The sequence below is a fragment of the Lentisalinibacter sediminis genome (assembly GCF_040706615.1).
In the GTDB taxonomy this organism is placed as follows: domain Bacteria; phylum Pseudomonadota; class Gammaproteobacteria; order Steroidobacterales; family Woeseiaceae; genus Lentisalinibacter; species Lentisalinibacter sediminis.
Genome location: NZ_JAPDRF010000003.1, coordinates 470,680 through 483,522, shown reverse-complemented (window position 1 = coordinate 483,522; position 12,843 = coordinate 470,680). Strand labels below are relative to the sequence as shown.

Sequence of the window (12,843 nt, the reverse complement as noted above, 5' to 3'; positions counted from 1 at the left end):
ACCGGTCCCGGTCAGGAAGACCAGCCCGGCCCGGTCGATTATTTCAGTCAGCCGAAAAAAAAGCCCTCGCCGCACGGGCGGCGAGGGCTGGAAGGAGTCGTGAAGGTCAATCGCCGCCGAAGGAGTAACTGAACTCCGCACCGATCTGACGACCGCGCCGCAACGTGGTGAAGAACGCACGCGGAGCGCCTCCGGCTGCGCTGCCCGGGATCGACGCCGCAGGATTCAGGGAGAACTGCGGTGACAGGAGCGGGATCGCCAGCCAGCGCGTCGCGATTACGACCGAGTCCTCGTCGAAGAGATTGCGTGCGAAGGCAGAGACTCTCCAGTTCGGCGTCTGGTAACCGATCCGCAGTCCGGCGACGGTGGCGCCCGGCGCGTAGGCCAGGTTGTGCACCTGCACGAACTTCTTCGACTCGTAGGTGACGTCGCCGGTGACGAACCACTCGTTCGCGCCGCCGGCCGGCAGGTACCAGTTGAAGAAGGCGCTCGCCTGGTGCTTTGAGGAAATCGGGAACTGCTTGCCCTCGATGGAGCAGTCGCCGTTGCCCGTGAAGTCCGCGCTGACGGACTCGCCGCCCGGCTGCAGCTCGCCGCCACCGCTGGTGAGCGTCCACTGGAAGTCGTCGCAGCCCTCGGTGAACTCGGAGTCTGCCAGTGCATAGGTCAGGCCGACGTCGAGCTGGTCGGAGATGTTGGCGCGCACGTCCAGTTCCAGACCGATGACCTCGCCCGAGCCCTGGTTGGTGGCGATCGAGGTCAGGGCAGAACCGGCGGGGTTGGGCACCGGTGTCGTCAGCTGGATGTCCTGGGCGTCGATGAAAAAGGCCGCTGCCGAGAGCTGCACCCGTCCTTCGTTCAGGCTCGCCTTCAGGCCCAGCTCGTAATTCCAGGCCTCCTCCTGCTCATAGGTGGGTGCGTCGTTGACCAGTCCGGCGTTTCCATTGAAGCCGCCCGGTTTCACGCCCTTGGCGATGACGCCATAGAGAAGCGTGTCGTCCGTTATCTGATAGTCCAGCGTCGCCCGCGGCGTGAAGTTCGACCACTCGTCCCGGTCATTGAACACAGGCTCGGTCGTAGTCGCCTCTTCCCAGAGCTGTTTCGTCTCGCTCGCATAGCGCCCTTCCAGGCTGGCCGTTAGGCGGTCAGTGAAGTCGTACTCGATGTAACCGAACCAGGCCTCGTTGCGGGTGTCGGAGATGTCGATTACGGGACCACCGTCCGGGTCTGCGAAGGTGATGTCGCTGCCCTCGAGCTCCTGGGAGTAGAAGAACCCTCCGATCAGCCAGCGAAAGGCGCGATCGGTCGGCGAGGCAAAACGCACTTCCACCGAGTAGTCGTCGATGTCGTCGCGGTTGGTGTTGGCGAAGAATCCTTCTGCAATGCCGCTTGGAAGGGGCGCGAAGAAGAAATTCACCGACGTATGGTCGCTGTCGTAGCCCGTCTTCACCTCGTCCGTGCGGAAGGCGCTGGAAGCGGTCAGTTCGTAGCCCGGGCCGATGGTCCAGTCCGCCAGCAGGCTCACTAGCGTCTGCTCGCGCTCCAGTCCGTCGAACGCAGTACCGTCATTACCCGAGTACAGGTTCCCGAAGAAGGTGGAGCCCGGCGGGAGGCCTGGCACTGTTGGGCTGGAGCCGGAGATCGCATCCGTGTTCAGCGCCACCTGGCCCGGATTGATCTGGCCGCAGTAGTACTGGTTGTTGTTGCTGCTTCCCGTGAGAATCCAGGACGCCATCGAGCGGAAGCCCGGGAAGCAGTTGTTCGACTCGGCGGGCTGGAGGAAGATCGGCGGTGGTCCGTCGTCGTCGTCATTAAACTGCACGCGGGTTCGGAGGCTGAACGTGTCCGTGGGCGTCCAGTCGAGCACGCCGCTGAGCGAACGCGAGGACTCGTCACCCACCGTTCCGCCGGTGATGGTATTGGTCCATTCGCCGTCGTAGTCGTACGCGCGGGCGGTCAGGCTGGCGCCGAGCACGTCACGCAGGAGCGGACCCGACATTGTGGCCCGAAAATCGGTCTCGCCGTCGCTGGCGGTCAGCGCCTTGGCGTCGAGGCGAAATTCGTCACCGGGACTCCGGGTCACGAAATTGATGGCGCCGGAATACGTATTACGGCCGTAGAGTGCGCTCTGGGGCCCCTTGATGATCTCGACCCGCTCCAGGTCGCCCAGGTCCAGATTCTGGATGTCGCCGGGGTAGTAGACGCCGTCCACGAAGTAAGCGGCGCCGGCCTCGACGCCGAACTGCACGCCGGCGAGCACGTTGCTGAGGCCTCGTATCACGGGACGTTCGGTCGCGCGGCCGAAGGCCTTGGAGAAGCTCAGGCCGGGCGTGAAGCGGGAGACGTCGTCGATGGACTGCAATCCCCGGTTCTCGATGGTCTGGGCGTCGAAGGCGGAAACCGCGATCGGGATTTCCTGCAGCGATTCCTCGCGCTTCCTGGCGGTAACCACGATTTCCTCGATGGCGAGCCCGGCGCCCTCCTGGGCAAGGCTGCCGACAGGATAGCCGAGACCGACCAGTGAGACGGCGCAGGCCCCCAGCGCCGTCGATAAAAGCGTTCTCATGAGTGTCCCCTCCGCTGTTGACGACGCGGCGCGGCGTTTCCGCAACACCTCGCCATTGATGTCGTTCTTTTGTTGTCGAGTCGCGTCGAGGATAGCCGATTGTATACAGGGGATACAATGGCCTTGCGCCGCTCAGTGCCGGAACGGTCTAACGCAAGTCGCATGCCCGCCCGAATTGTTGCAGATTGCATACAATCTGCAGCCGACGGGCGCCGCCGCCCGGCCGCAGCCGGCCGGTCAGATCGCCTGCTCGCCGGATTCGCCTGTGCGGATTCGGACCACCTGGTTGAGATCCGCGACGAAGATCTTGCCGTCGCCCACCTTGCCGGTCCGGGCGGCATCGCAGATGGCCTCCACCACGCGCTCGGCCATGTCGTCGCCCACAGCCACCTCGATCTTCGCCTTGGGCAGGAAATCCACGACGTACTCCGCGCCCCGGTAGAGCTCGGTGTGGCCGCGCTGGCGGCCGAAGCCCTTGACCTCGGTGACCGTCATGCCCTGAATGCCGACCTCGGCCAGGGCGTTGCGCACGTCGTCGAGTCGGAACGGCTTGATGATCGCGGTAATGAGCTTCATCGGATTTTTCTCGCTGTGGCCTGCTCGCGGTATCCTACCAACCGATGCCCACGGAAGACACAGACTTGCGGAAAACCGAAGCGCCCGCGCTGCCCGTCGACTCCGCCACCGTGATGCTGGTGCGCGACGGCGCCGACGGCGTGGAGGTCTTCATGATGCAGCGCCACGGCAAGGCCGACTTCGGCGGCGCCTGGGTGTTCCCCGGCGGCGTTGCGGCCGCCGCCGACGAAGAGACTGATCTGGAGGCCGTCTGCACGGGCCTCGACGATGAATCCGCGAGTGCGGAGCTGGGCCTGGAGAGCGGGGGGCTGCGCTTCTGGGTGGCGGGCATCCGTGAGACCTTCGAGGAGAGCGGCTACCTGCTCGCTTGCGACGCTGCCGGCTGCTACATCGACCCGGGTGCCGCCGGGCGCGAGGCCGATTTCGCGCGCTATCGGGTGGAGCTCGACGCCGGGCGCATGAGTGCCCTGGAGCTCTGCCAGCGGGAAAACCTGCGGCTCGCCTGCGACCGCATGCACTACGTCAGCTTCTGGACCACGCCGGAGGTGCTGCCGCGGCGCTATGCCACTCGCTTCTTCGTCGCCGGCGTGCCGCCGGGGCAGCACGGCGTGCACGACGGCCGCGAGACCGTCGAGAGCCTGTGGATCCGGCCCTGCGAGGCGCTGGAGCCCGCCATGCGCAAGCAGCTCCGGCTGCATCCGCCCACCGTCTCCAACCTCTCGCTGATCCGGGATTTCCGGACGACCGGCGACCTGCTGGACGCAATGGCGGCCCGGGACAAGGCGGCCATTCAGGAGATTCTGCCGAAGGTGGTCGGCGCCGGGGACGGCCACCGGGTGCTCATGCCCTGGGACGACGGCTACGCGGAGGCCGGATGAGCGGACTCGTCGCCGGCCGGCTGGAGCGCGTCTCCCCGCTGGTATCGCGCCTCATCGCACCGAATGCCGGGATGATGACCGGTCCGGGCACCAATACGTATCTCATCGGCACGGAAGCGATCGCCGTGATCGACCCGGGCCCCGCGGACGAGGCCCATATCGAGCTGATCATGCAGGCGGCGGGCGAGCGGCTGCGCCGGGTGCTGGTCACCCACACGCACCGGGATCACTCCCCCGGGGCGACGCTGCTGGCGGAGCGCAGCGGCGCCGAGCTGCTCGGCATGCCGCCGCCGCCGACGCCGGAGAACGACCGCGCTTTCACTCCCGACCGGGCGGTATCCCACGGCGAGCGCATCGCCTGCGGCGAGTACACGCTGGAGGTCATCCACACGCCGGGACACGCGTCCAACCATGCCTGCTACCTGCTGGTCGACGAGAGCCTGGTGTTCACCGGCGACCACATCATGAACGGCTCCACGGTGGTGATCGCGCCGCCGGACGGCAACATGGCCCAGTACCTGCGCTCCCTGGAGCTGCTGAAGACCTACGGCCTCGCGCGCATCGCGCCGGGGCACGGCGAGATGCTGGAGTCGCCTGATGCCGTGGTGGACTGGATCATCGCTCACCGCAACGAACGCGAGGCGAAGGTGCTGGAGCGCCTGGCGCGCGTCGAGCCCTGCGAGATCGATGTGTTGCTGGCCGAGGTATACGACGAGGTGGATCCGAGGCTGCTGCCATTGGCGAGGTACTCCCTGCGCGCCCATCTGGGCAAGCTGGAGGACGAGGGGCGGGTGCGGCAGGAGGACGGCCGCTGGCAGCACGCGGACTGAGCCGCGCGCACGTTACCCGTTACGGTTACTCGTCGTCGGCCTCGTCCCCGTCCAGCGGGGCGACGGTGATCAGGTTCTCCTCGACCAGTTCGCCGCCCACGAGGTGGCGCTGGATGATCTCCTCCAGTACCGCGGGCGTGCAGCCGTGATACCAGGCTCCTTCCGGATAGACGACGGCGACGGGGCCGTCGCGGCAGATGCGCAGGCAGTTCGCCTTGGTGCGGTAGATGCCGCCCCGCCCGACGAGCCCCAGCTCCTGCAGGCGGGATTTCAGGAACGACCAGGACTGCAGGGATTGCTCGCGGTCGCAGCATTTCGGCTCGGTCTGGTCGCAGCACAGGAAGATGTGCCGGCGGACGTTGCCTACACCCAGGTTGCGCGCGATGCGGCGCAGCTGTGTCGTTTCCTGGTCGCTCACTATCGCTCACCCGGCTGGCCCGGAATCCTCTGGCGGAGTCGGCGCTGCGCGCCGACCGCACCGGACTATGGCAAAGAGGTCCGGCCGGGGCAAGCCGGTGCCATCGGTGCGGGCGCGCTGCAGGGCTTGGTCATCTGTGTTTAGATGATTCGCTGTCGAGGGCACAGGAGAGAGGCAAGACGACGATGCGTGATGGAGCAATAAACGACGCCGCGCTGGACCGGATCTTCCGCGAGGCGCGGACCCACAACGCCTGGCAGGATCGGCCGGTGGACGAGGCCGACCTGCGGGCGCTGTACGATCTCATGAAGTTCGGCCCGACCAGCGCGAACTGCTGCCCGGCGCGCATCCTGTTTCTCACCAGCGCCGGGGCGAAGGAGCGGCTGCGTCCGCATCTGACCGAGGGCAACGTGGACAAGACCATGGCCGCACCGGCCACCGCGATCATCGGCTACGACACGTTGTTCTACGAGAAGATTCCCCAGCTGTTCCCCCACAACCCGGGCGCCAGGGACTGGTTCGCCGGCGAGGAGAAGGCCGGCAACGTCACCGCGTTCCGCAACGGGACCCTGCAGGGCGGCTATTTCATCATCGCGGCGCGGGCGCTCGGCCTCGATTGCGGGCCCATGTCCGGCTTCGACAACGAGGGCGTGGACCGGGAGTTCTGGCCAGACGGGCAGATCAAGTCCAATTTCCTCTGCAACCTTGGCTACGGCGACCCGGAAGCGCTGTTCCCGCGCAGTCCCCGGCTCGCATTCGAGGAGGCCTGCGAGGTCCTGTAGGGGATCCCGCGCGGCGCCGGCGGGCTAAAGTATCCGGTGGGGCGGCCGATAGCACGGGTAGAACCCTGTTGAGAAACGGAAGGAAGCCCGTCGATGCAGCCTCAGCCCGCCGTCCAGGATGCCAAGTTCGCTTTCGTCCAGTCCCTGGCAGAGCACCTGTCCCGGGGAGATCTGGAGATCCCCTCGTTCCCGGACGTCGTGGTCCGCATCCGCCAGGCGCTCGCTGACGAGGACTGTAGCACCGCGGACCTCGTGAAGTTGCTCGGTGCCGAGCCGGCGTTGGCGGCACGGCTGCTGAAGATCGCCAATTCCGCGGCCCTGCGCCCCGGCACCCATGCGGTCACGGAACTGAACATGGCCGTGACCCGCCTCGGCCAGAACATGGTGCGTAATACGGTGATGTCGTTCGGCCTGCAGCAGATGAGCGATGCCACCTCCCTGGAGGAGGCGCGTCCGTTCATGGAACGCACCTGGGACCGCTCCACCTACGTCGCGGCCCTGTGCTACGTGCTGGCACGAAAGTTCACGCGCCTGAACGCGGACGAGGCGCTGCTGGCCGGGCTGATGCACGGCGTCGGCAAGCTCTACATCATCAACCAGGCGGAGCATCATCCGGACCTGTTCGCGAACACCGCCGAACTGGAGGAGATACTGGACGAGTGGCACAGCGCCATCGGCAGCGCCATCCTCGAGTCCTGGAGCTTCTCCGAGGACGTCTCTGCCGCGGTCTCCCGCTACCGGGAGACGGAATACGAGCACGAGGGGGATGCGGATCTCACGGACGTGCTCATCGTCTCCAGCCTGCTGGCCGACTTCTTCCGGGCCGAGGTCGAGGACACCACCGAGGTGCAACTGGAGCAGGTCCCGGCCAGCGCCAAGCTGGCGGTGGAGGCCACCGACTTCTTCGCGATCATGCGGGAGTCGGACGAGCACATCAGCTCGCTGCGCAAGGCGCTCGGCAAGTAGCGCCGCCGCGGCTGTGGCCGGGGACCGCTCCGGCTACAATGCCGCCATGCCGTTCTACGAACATCCCCGCCCGGCCCTGACCGCGGACGTGGTCCTCATCGCGGCACGGCCGCGGCCCTCGATACTCCTGATCCGGCGTGGCAAACCGCCCTACGAGGGGCGCTGGGCACTGCCCGGTGGCTTCGTCGAGATGGATGAGGATCTGGAATCCGCGGCGCGCCGGGAACTGGCGGAGGAGACCGGCCTCGAAGCCGGCCCGCTGGTGCAGGTGGGGGCCTTCGGCCGGCCCGGCCGCGATCCCCGCGGACGCGTGGTCAGCGTGGCCTGGACCGGGGGTCCCGCGGTGGACGAGGCGCTGCCGGAGGCCGCCAGCGATGCCGCTGAGGTCCGCTGGTTCCCGCTCGACGATCTGCCGGAACTCGCCTTCGACCACGGCGAGATCATCGCCGCGGCGCTGGAGCGCAGGGACTGCGTCTAGTCAGATGACCTCGTCGTGGCGCAGCGACGTGATCTCCCGTTCGCTGTAGCCCAGTTCGGTCAGGATCTCGGTGGTGTGTTCGCCCAGCAGGGGCGGTCGCTCACGCATGCCGCTCGCGTTCGCCGAGAGGCGCAGAGGCAGATCGGCCACCGGTACGTCCTTCGGCGCGCCGGGGAAGGAGACCGGCTTCAGCACGCCCATGGCCCGGATCTGGGGGTGGTCCAGCGCCTCGGCGGGGCTCAGTACCGGCGCCGCCGGCAGGCCGGCCTTCGCCAGCGCGGCGAGCGCCTGTTTCGTGGTCTTGTCCCGGCACCAGTCCGCCATGCGCTCGCAGATCAGGTCCCGGTTGTCGCCGCGGGACTGGTCCGTATCGAAGCGGTTGTCGTGGTCCAGCCATTCGTTGGCGCCCACCAGCTCCGCCCAGCGCCGGAACAGGCCGTCACCGACGATCTGCACCAGGATGTGGCCGTCGCGGGTGGGGAACATGTCCGCCGGGGCCGCGTGCTGAGATCGGTTCCCGGCCGGCTGGCGGCCGAGGTGCAGCGCGCCTTCCTCGGTCAGCATGGTGCCGAATACGGCCAGCGCCGTGCCGAGCAGCGTCGCCTCCACGTGCTGGCCCTCGCCGGTCTCGCGCCGGTGCATCAGCGCCGCGAGCACGCCCATCGCCGACAGCGCCGCCGTGGAGAAGTCCACCCAGGGCGCCGCCGCCTTGGAGGGCTCGCCCGGCCCGCCGCCGAACCAGGCGGCGCCGGACATCGCCTGGCCGAGCCCGTCGAAACCCGGCCGGCCTGCCCAGGGGCCCTGGTCGCCGAAGGTGCTCTGATTGGCCACGATCACGTCGGGGCGGATCTTCCTGAGCGTGGCGTAGTCCAGCCCGTAGCGCTTCAGGGCGGCGCCGGGCAGGTTCGCCACCACGACGTCCGCGGTGGCCACCAGCCGCTTCAGAATCTCGCGCCCTTCCGGCCGCGAGAAGTCCAGCGTCATGCCCCGCTTGTTCACTGCGGTCTGCAGGAACAGGGCGCCCTCGCCGGAGTCGGCAAGCGAGGCCAGGTAGCGATCCTCGCCGCCCCCCACCTTCTCCACCCGGATCACCTCGGCGCCCAGGTGGCCCAGCAGCGTGGCGCAGTAGGGCCCGGCGACGTAGCGCCCCAGGTCGACGACCCGGATGCCCTCGAGTATCGCTTTCATTGTCGGGATCCTCCGCGGCGGTTCAGTGTTCGGCCAGGAATGGCAGCAGCGTGTCGCAGAAACGGATCTTCTGATCCTTGCCCGCGACTACGTGGGCGACGTCTTCCATCATGACGCCCCGGGCATTCGGGATACCCTCCTCGAGGGGCAGCGTCGTGCGCGGACTCGTCACCAGGTCCCGGCCCGCGTGGATGATCAGCGAAGGCGCCTCGATACGGTCGAGCCGGTCGGCCACGTCGTGCGCGATGCAGGCCTGCACGAAGCGCGCGTGGGCTTCCTGCCGGCCGTTCAGTTCCTTCCAGCCGCCGTCTGGCCCGAGCAGCTTGTCCTTGTGGGCGTTGTAGTACTCGGGCAGGAACGACATCACTGTCACGAACTTCTGGAACGCGTAGAAGCCCGAATCCCGGTGTACGTCGCTGAACAGCCGCAGCTGGTCGGCGAGGAAGTCGTCGCAGCGGGCCCAGGCACCCATGTTCACCATGGAGCGGACGAGATCCGGGCGCTTGATGGCTACGATCTGGGAGATACAGGCGCCCATGCCGACCAGACCGACGAAGTGCACGTCGGTCCAGTCCAGGTGCTCGAGCAGGCCGATGACGTCGTCGGCGTACAGGTCCATGGACGGTTCAACGGAGAGGTCGTCGTCCGATTCGCCGATGCCCCGGTAGTCGATGATCAGCACGGAGTAGGCGTCGGTCAGGCCGCGGGCCAGGTGGCGTTCCCCACCGTGGCAGTAGGTGCCCCAGCCGCCCATGCAGATGGCCGGCGGCCCGTCGCCGTGGATCTCGTAGTACATCTTGTGGTTATTGATTTCGGCTGTAGGCATGTCTCGGTCCTGGTTCCGCTCTGTCTCTGTGTTTGTCCGGGTCCGCTGGTCCTCGCATCACGGTGCGACGTCGCCGTCAGCTTACGCCCACCTCGAGCATATCCCCCACGATGCGCACCGGATACGGTCTGACCGGCAGCATGGCCGGTCCCTTGACCACGCTCCCGTCCCGCAGGTCGAAGGCGGCGCCGTGCAGCGGGCAGACGATGCGGCAGCCCTTCAGCCGGCCCTGGCTCAGCCGGGCCTCGGCATGCGTGCACAGATCCGCCACGGCGAAGAACCCGTCCGTGGTGTGGGCCACCACGATGTCACTGCCGGCCACGGTGAAGCTCCGGCACTGCTTCTTCGGGATAGCGGAGACTCTGGCGACGGGGTGGAAGGATTCGACCATGGAGTAGTGGCGCTGGGCGCTCGCCGTCCGGGCGGTCCCGGATCATAGCATAGTGGTTGCGCGCTACTTTTAGCTCAGCGATTCAGGAAGTTGAGCGCGAGGCCGGGCCGGGGCCAGTCGAAGGAGATCAGGCGCCCTGTGCCCGAGAGGGTCACGAAGGCCGTGCCCAGCCCGTCGCCGCCGAAGCAGATGTTGGTGGTGTAGGGGTCGTCCAGCGCCAGGTGTTCCGCCTGTCCGCCGGCCGGTGGTATCACCGTGATGCCGCCGCTGATCACCGTGGCCACGCACACGTTGCCCGCGCCGTCCACGGCCAGGGAGTCGAACAGCTGCAGGCCCGGGGCGCCGTACAGCAGGCGCGCGGGATCCGCGGTATCGGCGCCGCAACCCACCGTGCCCGGCCCGGTGAGCGGATAGTGGTAGACCCGTCCGGTCCAGGTCTCGGCGACGTAGAGCACGCTCTCGTCCGGGGAGAGCCCGATGCCGTTGGCGTGGTGCAGCGGGAACAGCGCACGCTCGATGCGTGAGCCGTCGGGCCGGGCGTAATAGACCGCGGCCAGATCCTCGCCGGTGCCGGTGTTCCTCCCCAGGTCCGTGAACCAGAAGCCGCCCGCGGCATCGAACACGATGTCGTTCGGCCCGCGCAGCGGGATATCGCCGCAGTGGGTGTAGAGAGTCTCCACTTTGCCCGACTCGAGGCAGATCCGCTGGATAGAGCCGCCCTCGTACTCGTCGTCGGCGGCCGTGCCCACGGGGATCAGCAGACCGCCGGACTCGACGAAGCGCAGGCCGCCGTTGTTACAGACGTAACAGTACCCGTCCGGCCCGATTGCCGCGCCGTTCGGACCGCCGCCGGTCTCGGCCACCACCTCGACTTCGCCGCGCTCGGTTACCCGCGAGAGCGTGCCGCGAGCGATCTCCACCAGGAGGACGCTGCCGTCCGGCATCGCGATCGGTCCCTCGGGAAAACGCAGCCCTTCCGTCATCTGCCGGTAGCTGCCGACTGCCATGGCCCGGTCCCCTGTGATCCTGCAGTGACCCTGCAATCAGGCTATTTTGACATTTGCCCGGTCCCGCCGCATTCTTGCGCCGCCTTGCGCGGCGCGGCCGCGCCGGCACCCCCGCAGGACCCGGAGAGACGCTTATCCCTGCCCACCCGCGCGGACACAGCGCAGACCACAGCAATGACCCCGAGGAGCTGACGTTCACCGGCTCGGCGGGCAATCGGCTCGCCGCGGAAGGGTGGGGCGCCGCCGGCGCGCCGCCGGTGCTGCTGCTGCACGGCGGCGGCCAGACTCGCCACGCCTGGTCGGATACGGCCCGCCTGCTCGCCGAGGCGGGCCTGCGGGCGATCGCCCTCGATCACCGCGGCCATGGCGACAGCGAATGGGTGGCGGACGGCGATTACAGCTTCCACGCCATCGCGGACGATATCGCGGCCGTATTGCGTACGCTGGACCGCCCGACGGTCCTGGTGGGTGCCTCCCTCGGCGGCATCGGCTCGATGCTGGCGGCCGGCGAGAGGGTGCCCGGCCTGGTGCGGGCGGTGATCCTCGTGGACGTAGGGCTCTCCATGAACCGGGCCGGCGTCGCCCGTATCCTCGAATTCATGAGCGCCCACCCGGACGGTTTCGCCGACCTGCAGGAGGCCGCTGACGCCGTCGCGGCCTATCTGCCGCACCGTGAGCGGCCCCGGGACCCGAGCGGCCTGATCAAGAATCTGCGCGAGAGCGCCGACGGCCGGCTGCGCTGGCACTGGGATCCCCGCATGCTGGATCACGCCTCGGAGTCCGGGCACATCGCCGAGTTCGCCGACGTGGAGCGGGCCGCGGCCCGTATCGCCGTGCCGGTACTGCTGGTCCGCGGCGGACTGTCCGAGGTGATGGACGAGACCAGCGTCCGGCACACGCTGCAGGTGATCCCCCGGGCCGACTACGTCAACGTGGCGCATGCAGATCACATGGTGGCGGGCGACCGCAACGACGCCTTCACCGCCGCCGTCATCGACTACCTCGCACACCTGCCCGTGGCCACGGCCGGGGCGGACGACTGAGTTATCATGAATCACTGCAATTTACGACCGGAAGGGGCCGCCATACCATGAGCACACTCGAAGGCAAGACGCTATTCATCTCCGGAGCCAGCCGCGGCATCGGTCTGGCCATCGCCAAAAGGGCCGCGGCGGACGGCGCCAACATCGCCATCGCCGCCAAGACAGCCGAGCCCCATCCGAAACTGCCGGGGACCATCTATACGGCGGCCGAGGAGATCGAGGAAGCCGGGGGCCAGGCGCTGCCCGTCGTCTGCGACATCCGTGACGAGGAGCAGGTACAGGCGGCCGTGGCGGCGACGGTCGAGCGCTTCGGCGGGCTCGATATCTGCGTCAACAACGCGAGCGCCATCTCGCTGACCGGCACGCTGCAGACGGAGATGAAGCGCTACGACCTCATGCACCAGATCAACACGCGCGGTACCTTCCTGGTCTCCAAGACCTGCCTGCCCCACCTGCTGGAGGCGGACAACCCCCACATCCTGAATCTCTCTCCGCCGCTGAACATGGAAGAGAAATGGTTCGCGCCCCACGTCGCCTATACGATGGCCAAGTTCGGCATGAGCCTGTGCGTGCTCGGCATGGCCGGCGAGTTCCGGGACAAGGGCGTGGCCGTAAACGCGCTCTGGCCGCGCACCACGATTGCTACCGCGGCGGTGAAGAACCTGCTCGGCGGTGACGATATGGTGGCCCACTCGCTGAAGCCGGAAGTCATGGCGGACGCGGCGCACGTGATTCTCACCCGCCCGAGCCGCGAGTTCACCGGCAACTTCTGCGTGGACGACGAGGTGCTGGAGAGCGTCGGCATTACGGACCTCACGTCCTACCGTGTGGTACCGGAGAACGAACCTTACCCGGATTTCTTCGTCGAGCCGCGGGCGAAGGGAGGGGCGTAGC

General features: G+C 67.6%; 14 protein-coding genes. 7 read left to right on the top strand and 7 right to left on the bottom strand.

All coding sequences use genetic code 11. The features are described from left to right. Positions 1–106 precede the first annotated feature (106 nt). Positions 107–2,566 (bottom strand): TonB-dependent receptor, encoded by a 2,460-nt coding sequence (locus ACJMKX_RS07120; protein WP_405223030.1) that lies wholly within the window; start codon positions 2,564–2,566, stop codon positions 107–109. A 237-nt stretch (positions 2,567–2,803) separates the two neighbouring features. Further along, entirely contained in the window at positions 2,804–3,142 is a 339-nt protein-coding gene (locus tag ACJMKX_RS07115) for a P-II family nitrogen regulator (RefSeq protein ID WP_405223027.1), read from the bottom strand. Between the two features lie 65 nt (positions 3,143–3,207). Here ACJMKX_RS07115 and ACJMKX_RS07110 point away from each other — a divergent pair, with 65 nt between their 5' ends. Then, the gene (locus ACJMKX_RS07110; RefSeq protein WP_405223024.1) at positions 3,208–4,020 is read left to right on the top strand and encodes an NUDIX hydrolase; all 813 of its coding nucleotides are present in this window, start codon (positions 3,208–3,210) and stop codon (positions 4,018–4,020) included. Next, positions 4,017–4,850, top strand: coding sequence for an MBL fold metallo-hydrolase (locus tag ACJMKX_RS07105; RefSeq protein ID WP_405223021.1), 834 nt, complete (start codon positions 4,017–4,019; stop codon positions 4,848–4,850). Before ACJMKX_RS07110 ends, ACJMKX_RS07105 begins: the two co-directional genes overlap by 4 nt. 25 nt (positions 4,851–4,875) lie before the next feature. Here ACJMKX_RS07105 and ACJMKX_RS07100 read toward each other — a convergent pair whose 3' ends face one another. Continuing rightward, a complete protein-coding gene (locus ACJMKX_RS07100; RefSeq protein ID WP_405223796.1) occupies positions 4,876–5,244 on the bottom strand; it encodes a (2Fe-2S) ferredoxin domain-containing protein in 369 nt (122 codons plus the stop codon). A 209-nt stretch (positions 5,245–5,453) separates the two neighbouring features. Here ACJMKX_RS07100 and ACJMKX_RS07095 point away from each other — a divergent pair, with 209 nt between their 5' ends. The 3 genes from ACJMKX_RS07095 to ACJMKX_RS07085 all read left to right on the top strand — a co-directional run bounded on the left by ACJMKX_RS07095 (position 5,454) and on the right by ACJMKX_RS07085 (position 7,494). Beyond that, on the top strand, positions 5,454–6,050 hold the full coding sequence (locus tag ACJMKX_RS07095; protein ID WP_405223019.1) for a malonic semialdehyde reductase: 597 nt from the start codon (positions 5,454–5,456) through the stop codon (positions 6,048–6,050). 93 nt (positions 6,051–6,143) lie between these two features. Then, positions 6,144–7,016 (top strand): HDOD domain-containing protein, encoded by an 873-nt coding sequence (locus ACJMKX_RS07090; protein ID WP_405223016.1) that lies wholly within the window; start codon positions 6,144–6,146, stop codon positions 7,014–7,016. Positions 7,017–7,029: 13 nt separating this feature from the next. Then, on the top strand, positions 7,030–7,494 hold the full coding sequence (locus ACJMKX_RS07085) for an NUDIX domain-containing protein (protein WP_405223015.1): 465 nt from the start codon (positions 7,030–7,032) through the stop codon (positions 7,492–7,494). Here ACJMKX_RS07085 and ACJMKX_RS07080 read toward each other — a convergent pair whose 3' ends face one another. The 4 genes from ACJMKX_RS07080 to ACJMKX_RS07065 form a co-directional block, all read right to left on the bottom strand. Then, positions 7,495–8,682 (bottom strand): CaiB/BaiF CoA transferase family protein, encoded by a 1,188-nt coding sequence (locus ACJMKX_RS07080; RefSeq protein WP_405223012.1) that lies wholly within the window; start codon positions 8,680–8,682, stop codon positions 7,495–7,497. Positions 8,683–8,704: 22 nt separating this feature from the next. After that, entirely contained in the window at positions 8,705–9,508 is an 804-nt protein-coding gene (locus ACJMKX_RS07075) for an alpha/beta fold hydrolase (RefSeq protein WP_405223009.1), read from the bottom strand. 76 nt (positions 9,509–9,584) lie between these two features. Then, positions 9,585–9,899: a Rieske (2Fe-2S) protein gene (locus ACJMKX_RS07070; protein ID WP_405223006.1), complete on the bottom strand. Its 315-nt coding sequence runs from the start codon at positions 9,897–9,899 to the stop codon at positions 9,585–9,587. 74 nt (positions 9,900–9,973) lie between these two features. Then, on the bottom strand, positions 9,974–10,906 hold the full coding sequence (locus tag ACJMKX_RS07065; protein WP_405223004.1) for an SMP-30/gluconolactonase/LRE family protein: 933 nt from the start codon (positions 10,904–10,906) through the stop codon (positions 9,974–9,976). Between the two features lie 74 nt (positions 10,907–10,980). Between ACJMKX_RS07065 and ACJMKX_RS07060 the strand changes: the two genes are divergently transcribed. Both ACJMKX_RS07060 and ACJMKX_RS07055 read left to right on the top strand, forming a co-directional pair. Beyond that, a complete protein-coding gene (locus ACJMKX_RS07060; RefSeq protein WP_405223002.1) occupies positions 10,981–11,949 on the top strand; it encodes an alpha/beta fold hydrolase in 969 nt (322 codons plus the stop codon). Positions 11,950–11,996: 47 nt separating this feature from the next. Beyond that, on the top strand, positions 11,997–12,842 hold the full coding sequence (locus tag ACJMKX_RS07055; RefSeq protein WP_405223000.1) for an SDR family oxidoreductase: 846 nt from the start codon (positions 11,997–11,999) through the stop codon (positions 12,840–12,842). Position 12,843: the final 1 nt, after the last annotated feature.

Coding starts and splice junctions, on each gene's coding strand:
- ACJMKX_RS07090 (WP_405223016.1), top strand. CDS start 6,144: ATGCAGCCTCAGCCCGCCGTCCAGGATGCCAAGTTCGCTTTCGTCCAG.
- ACJMKX_RS07095 (WP_405223019.1), top strand. CDS start 5,454: ATGCGTGATGGAGCAATAAACGACGCCGCGCTGGACCGGATCTTCCGC.
- ACJMKX_RS07055 (WP_405223000.1), top strand. CDS start 11,997: ATGAGCACACTCGAAGGCAAGACGCTATTCATCTCCGGAGCCAGCCGC.
- ACJMKX_RS07075 (WP_405223009.1), bottom strand. CDS start 9,508: ATGCCTACAGCCGAAATCAATAACCACAAGATGTACTACGAGATCCAC.
- ACJMKX_RS07080 (WP_405223012.1), bottom strand. CDS start 8,682: ATGAAAGCGATACTCGAGGGCATCCGGGTCGTCGACCTGGGGCGCTAC.
- ACJMKX_RS07070 (WP_405223006.1), bottom strand. CDS start 9,899: ATGGTCGAATCCTTCCACCCCGTCGCCAGAGTCTCCGCTATCCCGAAG.
- ACJMKX_RS07105 (WP_405223021.1), top strand. CDS start 4,017: ATGAGCGGACTCGTCGCCGGCCGGCTGGAGCGCGTCTCCCCGCTGGTA.
- ACJMKX_RS07115 (WP_405223027.1), bottom strand. CDS start 3,142: ATGAAGCTCATTACCGCGATCATCAAGCCGTTCCGACTCGACGACGTG.
- ACJMKX_RS07120 (WP_405223030.1), bottom strand. CDS start 2,566: ATGAGAACGCTTTTATCGACGGCGCTGGGGGCCTGCGCCGTCTCACTG.
- ACJMKX_RS07065 (WP_405223004.1), bottom strand. CDS start 10,906: ATGGCAGTCGGCAGCTACCGGCAGATGACGGAAGGGCTGCGTTTTCCC.